Origin of the sequence: Mesorhizobium sp. M7A.F.Ca.AU.002.02.1.1, assembly GCF_003998535.1 — a bacterium.
GTDB lineage: Bacteria > Pseudomonadota > Alphaproteobacteria > Rhizobiales > Rhizobiaceae > Mesorhizobium > Mesorhizobium ciceri.
In genome coordinates, this window is the sequence record NZ_RZPB01000184.1 from 1 (window position 1) to 9,080 (window position 9,080).

Consider the following 9,080-nt stretch of genomic DNA (forward strand, 5'->3'; position numbering starts at 1 on the left):
GCTTGGGGGCGGCGGCGTGAGACATGGAATTTCCCTGGACGGAATGCCGGCGGGCCGGCGCTTTTCATTTGTTGCGGCGGTCTCGTACCACGGTGGGCCGAAATGGTCATCCCCATGGTCGTCACTTCACGCGAGGCCTTTCAATGCATGGTTTTGTGACGCCGGCTTTTCGCTTTGACAGCGCTGCAAACTGTGGTTAAGGGGACCACTCTTTTATTGACGAGGCTTGCCGTGGCAAAAACCGAACTTGGCACAAAACGTATCGACCCGGAGACGGGCCGAAAATTCTACGACCTGAACAAGGACCCGATCGTCTCGCCCTACACCGGCAAGACCTATCCGCGTTCCTATTTCGAGGAAGGCAAGATTGCCGCTCTCGAGGAGGAAGAGGAAGTGGCCGAGAAGGAAGTGGACGCCGAGGAAGAAGAAGGCGTTGAGGTCGTCTCGCTCGAAGAGGCCGACGAGGACGTCAAGGGCGACGACCTGCCGGATCTTGGCGACGATGAGGACGACGTCGATCTCGGCGACGACGAGGACGACACCTTCCTCGCCGACGAAGAGGAAGAAGATGACGACGTTGCCGACATGATCGGCGTTGGCGACGACGACGACGAGGTCTGATCGGCCTTGAAAGCGGGCGTTTGCGGGCTTTCGTGGTCTGTGAAGAAAAAGCGGCTCTCGAAGGCTTGATATCTGAGAAAGGCGGGGTTAGAAGCCGCCTGCACTAACGGCGCGGTCTCCAACCCGCGCCGGATCTCTTCGCCGGAAACGGCGCCGGTTGACTGCCGGAAGTGGGGCCATAGCTCAGTTGGGAGAGCGCTTGAATGGCATTCAAGAGGTCGTCGGTTCGATCCCGATTGGCTCCACCAAACAGTCCCTCTGCAATTCGCAGCCGATGAATGTGCCGCACTGCGGTCATCTGCGTTTGATGGTCAATTTGACAACGCCGCTGAAAGCCCCTCGATCAAACCGAACGAACGAGCCATTTCTCGAGAGCAACTGCTCGCCGGACAAAGTCTTCATTATTCCTGGAGTGCTTGAAGTCTGAAAGCCAGCCCGGATCACCACTCGGCGAAGGAACCGTCCTTGTGGCGCCAGATCGGGTTGCGCCAGCGGTGGCCTTCCCTGGCGCGTTCCTTGACATAATCCTCGTCGATCTCGACACCCAGGCCCGGGCCGTCGGGAATGGCGACATAACCATCCTCGTAGCGGAAGACATCCTTGTTGGCGGCATAGTCGAGCAGGTCGTTGGCGGCGTTGTAGTGGATGCCGAGGCTCTGCTCCTGGATGAAGCAGTTGTAGCTGACCGCGTCGAGCTGCAGGCACGCGGCAAGCGCGATCGGCCCGAGCGGGCAATGCGGCGCGACCGCGACATCATAGGCTTCCGCCATCGCCGCGATCTTGCGGCATTCTGTGATGCCGCCGGCATGCGACAGGTCGGGCTGGATGATGTCGACGACGCCTTCCTCGAACACGGACTTGAAGTCCCAGCGGCTATAGAGCCGCTCTCCGAGCGCGATCGGTGTCGAGCCAAGCGCGGCGATCTCCTTCAGCGCCTCGCGGTTTTCGCTGAGCACCGGCTCCTCGATGAACATCAGCCTATAGGGTTCGAGTTCCTTGACGAGCGCACGCGCCATCGGCCGGTGCACGCGGCCATGAAAATCGACAGCGATGCCGATGTTGGGCCCGACGGCCTCGCGCACCATGGCGACGCGTTCGACAGCGGCGTCGATCTTGTCATGGCTGTCGACGATCTGCAGTTCTTCGGTACCGTTCATCTTGAGCGCCAGGAAACCGCGCGCAACCATTTCCCTGGCGCCGGCCGCGACCTCCGCCGGGCGGTCGCCGCCGATCCAGGAATAGACCTTGATCGAGTCGCGCAGCTTGCCGCCGAGCAGTTCGTGCACGGGCACGCCGAGCGCCTTGCCCTTGATGTCCCACAGTGCCTGGTCGATGCCGGCAATGGCGCTCATCAGGATCGGGCCGCCGCGGTAGAAACCGCCGCGGTGCATCACCGTCCAGTGGTCCTCGATCAGGCGCGGATCCTTGCCGATGAGATAATCGCCAAGCTCCTTGACCGCCGCCTCGACGGTCAGCGCCCGGCCTTCGACCACCGGCTCGCCCCAGCCGGTGACGCCGGCATCGGTTTCGATCTTCAGGAACAGCCAGCGCGGCGGAACGATGTAGGTGGTGAGCGAGATGATTTTCATGCGCAGTCTCAGTTGCTCTTGAGTTTCTTGGCGCTGACGAGGTCGCGCGCCGCGAGGTCGAGGATCTTGTTTGCCGCGCCACGCGCGGCATCGGCATTGCGCATACGCAGCGCCTCGACCACCTCGCGGTGCGCCGCCACGGCCTCCATGCGCCGGTCGAGCGAAATCACCGCCGTCGCCTCCAGCGAGAATTTCAGCCCGGTGTCGATGAGATTGCCGATCTGGCGAAAGATCGGGTTATGGCTCGCGGCATAGACGATCTGGTGGAAAGCGATGTCACTGCGCGAGAAGGCGGCGAGATCCTCGCCGGCGCCGGCCATGCCGCGCCAGGTGGCTTCGAGATCGGCGATTTCCTGCAGCGTCGCGCGCGTGGCGGCGAGTTCGGCAACCAGCGGCTCGATGGCCCGGCGAGTCTCAAGAATGGCGTCGAAGAGCTTGTCGTCCAGTGCATGCGGCGCGTGCCAGGCCAGCACCTGCGGGTCGATGATGTTCCAGTCGTCCTCGTTGCAGACGATCGTGCCGACGCGTGGCCGCGACAGCACCAGCCCTTTTGCCGCCAACACTTTCAGGGCCTCACGGATGACGGTGCGGCTGACGCTGTATTCGACGCCGAGCTCGTTTTCGGTCGGCAGTGAGGAGCCGGCCGGATAGCGCCCGGAAAAGATGTCCGAGGCAATCGCCTTGGTCACGTCGGGCATAACGCGCGGGCGGCGAGTGGCTGTGTCGCCTTGCGGTTTCTTCAAAGTCCCGGTCACCTCAGCCCTCCTCCAAGGCGGCGAACCGCTGGTTTCGCACAACCGGTCCGGCCTTAACGGATGCGGATCAATTGCGCCAGCGATCGCTGGTCAGAGCATGTACATTAATTATCATACCAGATCAATTGACGAGTATGATAAAAGCGATTAGAGACTCCGGCATCCGGGCTGAGCGCCCGGTCTATCGCTGGGAGGTAATCATGCGACTTTTGAAGACCGCGCTCGTCGCGGGCGCGCTTGCCGTGCTGTCCGTCACGACCATCGCTGCATATGCTCAGGACACCAAGATCGGCTTCATCGTCAAACAGCCCGAGGAGCCGTGGTTCCAGGACGAATGGAAGTTTGCTGATCAGGCCGCCAAGGAAAAGGGCTTTACCCTGGTCAAGATCGGCGCCGAAGACGGTGAGAAGCTGATGTCGGCCATCGACAATCTCGGCGCCCAGGGCGCGCAGGGTTTCATCGTCTGCACGCCCGACGTGAAGCTCGGCCCCGGCATCGTCGCCAAGGCCGCCGCCAACAATCTCAAGCTGATGACTGTCGATGACCGCCTGGTCGGCGCCGACGGCAAGGCGCTGGAAGACGTGCCGCATATGGGCATCTCGGCAACCAAGATCGGCGAGGCGGTCGGCCAGGCGATCGTCGACGAGATGAAGGCGCGCGGCTGGAAGGCCGACGAGGTCGGCGCCATCCGCGTCTCCTATGACCAACTGCCGACCGCCGTCGACCGCGTCGAAGGCGCCATCTCGGTGCTCAAGGCAAACGGCTTCAAGGCCGAGAACATTTTTGACGCCCCTCAGGCCAAGACCGATACGGAAGCTGCCCTCAATGCGGCGACCGTCGTGCTCAACGCCCATGCCGAGATCAAGAAGTGGGTTTCTTTCGGCCTCAACGACGAAGCGGTGCTGGGTGCGGTGCGTGCCTCCGAAAGCGTCGGCATCCCCGCTGATAGCGTGATCGGCGTTGGCATTGGCGGCGCGGATTCGGCGATCAACGAGTTCAAGAAGCCGACGGCCACCGGCTTCGTCGGCACCGTGATCATCTCGCCGAAGCGTCATGGCTACGAAACGGCGCTCAACATGTATGACTGGGTTGCCAGCAACAAGGAGCCGGAGAAGCTGATCCTGACTTCCGGTGCACTCGCCAAGCGCGACGACTACCAGAAGGTCCGCCAGGGCCTCGGCATCGAATAATCCTCCCTGTACAAACAGGCGGCGGCTCATCCCGCCGCCTGTTTGCCATTCCACAAGAGGATCGCTGCCCGTGTCCTTTCTCGACTTCTCGCACATCACCAAGACCTATCCGGGCGTCAAAGCGCTGTCGGACGTCTCGTTCGGCGTCGACAAAGGCGCCGTGCATGGGCTGATGGGCGAGAACGGCGCCGGCAAATCCACCCTGATCAAGATACTGTCCGGCGACCAGCATGCCGATCAGGGCGAGATCCGCATCGACGGCAGGGTTCAGGCCTATACGTCGACCCGGGATGCCTTCGACAATGGCGTCATCGTCATTCATCAGGAACTGCAGCTGGTTCCTGAACTCACCGTTGCCGAAAATCTCAGCCTCGGTCGTTTCCCTGCCAACGCCGGCATCATCGCCGGCCGCCGGATGCTGGACGACGTCGGCGCCAAGCTGAAATCGGCCGGCATCGACATCGACATGCGCCGCAAGGTCAAGACGCTGTCCATCGGCGAACGCCAGATGGTCGAGATCGCCAAGGCGATCATGCTCGACGCACGCGTTATCGCGCTGGACGAACCGACCTCGTCGCTGTCCTCGCGCGAAAGCGAAATCCTGTTTGCCCTGATCGACCGCCTGCGCGGCGAGGGCAAGGTCATCATCTACGTCTCGCACAGGCTCGACGAAGTGTTCCGGCTCTGCGACAGCCTGACCGTGCTGCGCGACGGCAAGCTGGCGGCGCACCATGCGTCGCTGAAAGGCGTCACCCGCGACCAGGTCGTCGCCGAAATGGTCGGCCGCGAGATTTCGGATATCTGGGGTTTTCGCGCACGAAAAACGGGCGATGTCCGCCTGAAGGTCGACGCTCTCAGCGGCCCCAAACTGAAGACGCCGGCCAGTTTCGAGGCGAGGGCAGGCGAGATCGTCGGCTTCTTCGGCCTGATCGGCGCCGGGCGCTCGGAACTGATGCGTCTGGTCTATGGCGCCGATCCGCGCTCGGGCGGCACCATCACCGTCGATGGCAAGCTGGTCCCTGCCACCGATCCGCGTGGTACGATCCGGGCCGGCATCGTGCTGTGTTCGGAGGATCGCAAGCATGACGGCATCATCCAGGGCCGCTCGGTCGAGGAGAACATCAACATCTCGTCGCGGCGCCATCACACGCGCTTCGGCGTGTTGAACCGCGCCAGCGAGATCGCCACCGCCGAAACCTTCATCAAGAAGCTCAAGGTGCGCACGCCGTCGCGCAAGCAGGACATCATCAACCTCTCCGGCGGCAACCAGCAGAAGGTCATTCTTGGCCGCTGGCTGTCCGAACAAGGGGTGCGGGTTCTCATTGTCGACGAGCCGACGCGCGGCATCGACGTCGGTGCCAAATCGGAAATCTATGAACTGCTCTACCAGCTTGCGCAGGACGGCATGGCGATCGTTGTCGTCTCGTCCGAACTGCCGGAGGTGATGGGCATCTGCGATCGCATTCTGGTGATGTGCGGCGGCCGCGTCAGCGCCGAGCTCACCCGCGACCAGTTCGCCGAAAGGGCGATCCTGGCCGCCGCTCTCCCCGATCAGAAAACCCCCGACGCGATCGCATCTTGAGGACTTTTGGCATGACCGACCAGTTGAAAAAAATCCTGCTCGGCGAACAGGGCCTCGTCGTCATCTTTGTCGTCGCCTTCGCGCTGGTCTCGGCTCTGGTGCCGAATTTCCTCACCGACCGCAATATGCTCGGCCTGCTGCAGTCGGTGGTCACCGTCGGTATCGTCGCCTGCACCATGATGTTCTGCCTTGCCGCACGCGACTTCGACCTGTCGGTCGGCTCCATCGTCGCCTTTGCCGGCATGGTCGCTGTGATGGCGTCGAATTACACCGGCTCGATCCTGCTTGGCCTCTTGGCGGCAATTGCCAGCGGCGCCTTCGTCGGCTTCATCAATGGCGTCGTCATCGCCAAATTCCGCATCAACGCGCTGATCACGACGCTGGCCACCATGCAGATCGTGCGCGGGTTTGCGCTGATTGCGTCCGACGGCCGCGCCGTCGGCATCAACAGCCCGGATTTCTACCAGCTCGCGCTGTCCAAACTGCTCGGCATTCCGACGCCGGTCTGGGTGCTCGCCATCCTGTTTTTCATCTTCGGCTTCGTCCTCAACCGCACCGTCTTCGGCAAGAACACATTGGCCATCGGCGGCAATCCGGAGGCTTCGCGCCTTGCCGGCGTCAATGTCGACCGGACGCGCATCTGGATTTTTGCGCTGCAAGGCGTCGTCTGCGGCATCGCCGGCATCCTGCTGGCGTCGCGCATCACCTCGGGCCAGCCCAACGCGGCGGTCGGACTGGAACTCTCGGTCATCTCGGCCTGCGTGCTCGGCGGCGTCTCGCTTGCCGGCGGCCGCGCCACCATGTCGGGCGTCATCGTCGGCGTGCTGATCATGGGCATCGCCGAGAACGCCATGAACCTGCTCAACATCCCGGCCTTTTACCAGTACATCGTGCGCGGCGTTATTTTGCTGCTGGCCGTGCTGCTCGACAATCTGCGCTCGTCGGCTTTGGGCCGGCGTTGACTCGGGGCAGGGCATGTCGGCTGGAATACTACTGGAAAGCAATCGGCTGTGCGTCGAGATCAGCCCCTCTGGCAGCGCAATCGTCAACGGCCATACGGCCGACGGGGTGCCATTCCTGCGTCCCTACCAAGGCGAGGCCGAGTTCGACGTTGTGCACTGCGCTTGCTTTCCGATGGTGCCGATCGGCAATCGCGTCGAGGGCAATGCGTTTTCCTGCGGCGGTCAAAACTTCACGCTGGCGCCCAACACGACTGATCCTTTCTATATTCACGGTGACGGCTGGCAGGCGAACTGGAAGGTCGAGGAGCATCGCGTCGACCGCCTCCATTTGGCCTTCGATCATCCGCGCGGCGTCGACTCGCCCTATGTCTACCATGCGCGACAGTCGTTCCGGCTCGCCGGCGCGCGGCTGGAACTCCGGCTTGCCGTCGAAAATACCGGCGTCATTCCACTGCCATTCGGCCTCGGTTTCCATCCATTCTTTCCGCGCACGCCGCGGACGACCTTGTTTGCGCCGGCCGAAACCTGGTGGACAGAGCGCGACGGGCACCTTCCAGCGTCCAGGAGCGCCATTGCCGCCGATGTCGATTTCTCAACGCCGCGCCATTTGCCCGACCGTTGGCTGAACAATGGCTTCGAAGGGTGGAGCGGCATCGCGCGCATCATCTGGCCGGAGCACTGTCTGGGGATCGACATCGAGGCGGACGCGGAGCTCGACCGCTACATGCTCTTTGCGCCGGACACGGACCGAAGCTTCTTCTGCCTGGAGCCGATGAGCCATACCCCAAATGCGTTGAAGCATTTCGATGCCGACCCAATGGGGATCAAGGTACTTTCCCCCGGCGAGGTTCTCAGAGCAAGATTCGCAATGACCGTCTTCGACTGGAGCGACAACCATGGCTGAGCGCCTTTCCGGCAAACGCATCTTCCTGACCGGCGCCGCGCAAGGCATCGGGCTGGCGATCGCCGAGGCCTGCCTTGCCGAAGGCGCAAGACTGTTCCTGGTCGACCGCGACGGCGCACTGCTGGACAAGACCGTCGCGGGCCTCGCCGTGCCGCGCGGCCATGTCGGGCATGCGGCAGCCGACATCAGCGACGGTGCCGCAATTGCCGCTGCCGTCAGCCAAGCGGCCGCCGAGATCGGCCCCATAAACGCGCTGATCAACAATGCCGGGATCAATGTGTTCTCGACGCCGCTCGAGGCGACCGAGGAGGAATGGAACCGCAACTTCGACGTCAACGTCAAGGGCGCTTGGAATTGCAGCAAGGCGGTGTTGCCGGGCATGATCGCGAGCGGCGGCGGCGCCATCCTCAACATCGCCTCGACGCACAGCTTCACCATCATCCCACACACCTTTCCCTATCCGGTCGCCAAGCACGCGCTGCTCGGCCTGACCAAATCGCTGGCGCTCGAATATGCGGCGCAAGGGGTGCGCGTGAACGCGCTGGCGCCCGGCTATGTCGAAACCCAGAAGGCGATTGACTACTGGAACAGCTTTGCCGATCCGGCCACAGCACGCGCCAACACCATGGCGCTACATCCTGGCGGCCGCATCGCCACGGCGCGCGAGATTGCGCTGGCTGCGGTGTTCATGATTTCCGACGAGTGCCCGTTCATGAATGCGGCCACGCTCGTCGTAGATGGTGGGCTGAGCCAGCTCCAGCATCCAGCCTGAATTCCGGGAAAACCATGACCAAGAGACGATCGCAGCACTGGTTCGGCGGGCAGGGCAAGGACGCCTTCATTCACCGCAGCTGGATGAAGAACAACGGCCTGCCCGACGATGCCTTCGACGGCCGCCCGGTGATCGGCATCTGCAACACCTTCTCCGAATTCACGCCTTGCCACGTGCATTTCCGTGGCCTGATCGAGCACATCAAGGCGGGCGTGCTGGAAGCCGGCGGCCTGCCGCTGGAATTCCCGGTCTTCTCCTGCGGCGAATCCAATCTGCGCCCGACGGCGATGCTGTTCCGCAATCTCGCCTCGATGGATGTCGAGGAAGCGATCCGCGGCAATCCGATGGACGGTGTCGTGCTGATGGCAGGCTGCGACAAGACCACCCCGTCGCTGGTCATGGGCGCGGCCTCCTGCGACCTGCCGTCGATCGTCATTTCCGGCGGGCCGATGCTCAATGGCCGTTTCCAGGGCCGCGAGATAGGTTCCGGCACCGATGTCTGGAAATTCTCCGAGGATGTCCGCGCCGGCGTGATGAGCGAGCAGGATTTCGCTAATGCCGAGAGTGCCATGTCACGCTCGCCGGGTCATTGCATGACCATGGGCACGGCCTCGACCATGGCCTCGATGGTCGAAGCGCTCGGCCTGGCGCTGCCGGGCAACGCTGCCTATCCGGCGGTCGACGCGCGCCGCAGCCGCATCGCCC

The 9,080-nt window shown here is 62.9% G+C and carries 9 protein-coding genes and 1 tRNA gene; 8 read left to right on the plus strand and 2 right to left on the minus strand.

The window, feature by feature from the left end:
* Positions 1–231: 231 nt before the first annotated feature.
* Both EN879_RS13795 and EN879_RS13800 read left to right on the plus strand, forming a co-directional pair.
* Positions 232–621: a TIGR02300 family protein gene (locus EN879_RS13795; protein ID WP_013528180.1), complete on the plus strand. Its 390-nt coding sequence runs from the start codon at positions 232–234 to the stop codon at positions 619–621.
* Positions 622–793: 172 nt separating this feature from the next.
* Positions 794–869: transfer RNA gene (locus EN879_RS13800), tRNA-Ala, on the plus strand.
* A 192-nt stretch (positions 870–1,061) separates the two neighbouring features.
* On the opposite strand, the gene dgoD is transcribed toward EN879_RS13800, so the two are convergent.
* Positions 1,062–2,210 (minus strand): galactonate dehydratase, encoded by a 1,149-nt coding sequence (dgoD, locus tag EN879_RS13805; protein ID WP_024501895.1) that lies wholly within the window; start codon positions 2,208–2,210, stop codon positions 1,062–1,064.
* 8 nt (positions 2,211–2,218) lie between these two features.
* Entirely contained in the window at positions 2,219–2,908 is a 690-nt protein-coding gene (locus EN879_RS13810) for a FadR/GntR family transcriptional regulator (RefSeq protein ID WP_050596413.1), read from the minus strand.
* Positions 2,909–3,165: 257 nt separating this feature from the next.
* Here EN879_RS13810 and EN879_RS13815 point away from each other — a divergent pair, with 257 nt between their 5' ends.
* The 6 genes from EN879_RS13815 to EN879_RS13840 all read left to right on the plus strand — a co-directional run.
* Entirely contained in the window at positions 3,166–4,155 is a 990-nt protein-coding gene (locus EN879_RS13815) for an arabinose ABC transporter substrate-binding protein (RefSeq protein WP_024501894.1), read from the plus strand.
* A 70-nt stretch (positions 4,156–4,225) separates the two neighbouring features.
* Complete coding sequence (gene araG, locus EN879_RS13820; protein WP_027164219.1) at positions 4,226–5,737, plus strand: L-arabinose ABC transporter ATP-binding protein AraG; 1,512 nt, start codon at positions 4,226–4,228, stop codon at positions 5,735–5,737.
* 11 nt (positions 5,738–5,748) lie between these two features.
* Positions 5,749–6,699, plus strand: coding sequence for an L-arabinose ABC transporter permease AraH (gene araH / locus EN879_RS13825; RefSeq protein ID WP_063169847.1), 951 nt, complete (start codon positions 5,749–5,751; stop codon positions 6,697–6,699).
* A 13-nt stretch (positions 6,700–6,712) separates the two neighbouring features.
* Positions 6,713–7,603, plus strand: coding sequence for an aldose 1-epimerase (locus EN879_RS13830; RefSeq protein WP_063169848.1), 891 nt, complete (start codon positions 6,713–6,715; stop codon positions 7,601–7,603).
* Positions 7,596–8,375, plus strand: coding sequence for an SDR family oxidoreductase (locus EN879_RS13835; RefSeq protein ID WP_063169849.1), 780 nt, complete (start codon positions 7,596–7,598; stop codon positions 8,373–8,375). Before EN879_RS13830 ends, EN879_RS13835 begins: the two co-directional genes overlap by 8 nt.
* Before the next feature lie 14 nt (positions 8,376–8,389).
* A partial coding sequence (locus tag EN879_RS13840) for a dihydroxy-acid dehydratase (protein ID WP_206520946.1) occupies positions 8,390–9,080 on the plus strand: 691 nt, incomplete at its 3' end.

Coding starts and splice junctions, on each gene's coding strand:
- EN879_RS13830 (WP_063169848.1), top strand. CDS start 6,713: ATGTCGGCTGGAATACTACTGGAAAGCAATCGGCTGTGCGTCGAGATC.
- EN879_RS13815 (WP_024501894.1), top strand. CDS start 3,166: ATGCGACTTTTGAAGACCGCGCTCGTCGCGGGCGCGCTTGCCGTGCTG.
- EN879_RS13810 (WP_050596413.1), bottom strand. CDS start 2,908: ATGCCCGACGTGACCAAGGCGATTGCCTCGGACATCTTTTCCGGGCGC.
- EN879_RS13835 (WP_063169849.1), top strand. CDS start 7,596: ATGGCTGAGCGCCTTTCCGGCAAACGCATCTTCCTGACCGGCGCCGCG.
- araH (WP_063169847.1), top strand. CDS start 5,749: ATGACCGACCAGTTGAAAAAAATCCTGCTCGGCGAACAGGGCCTCGTC.
- dgoD (WP_024501895.1), bottom strand. CDS start 2,210: ATGAAAATCATCTCGCTCACCACCTACATCGTTCCGCCGCGCTGGCTG.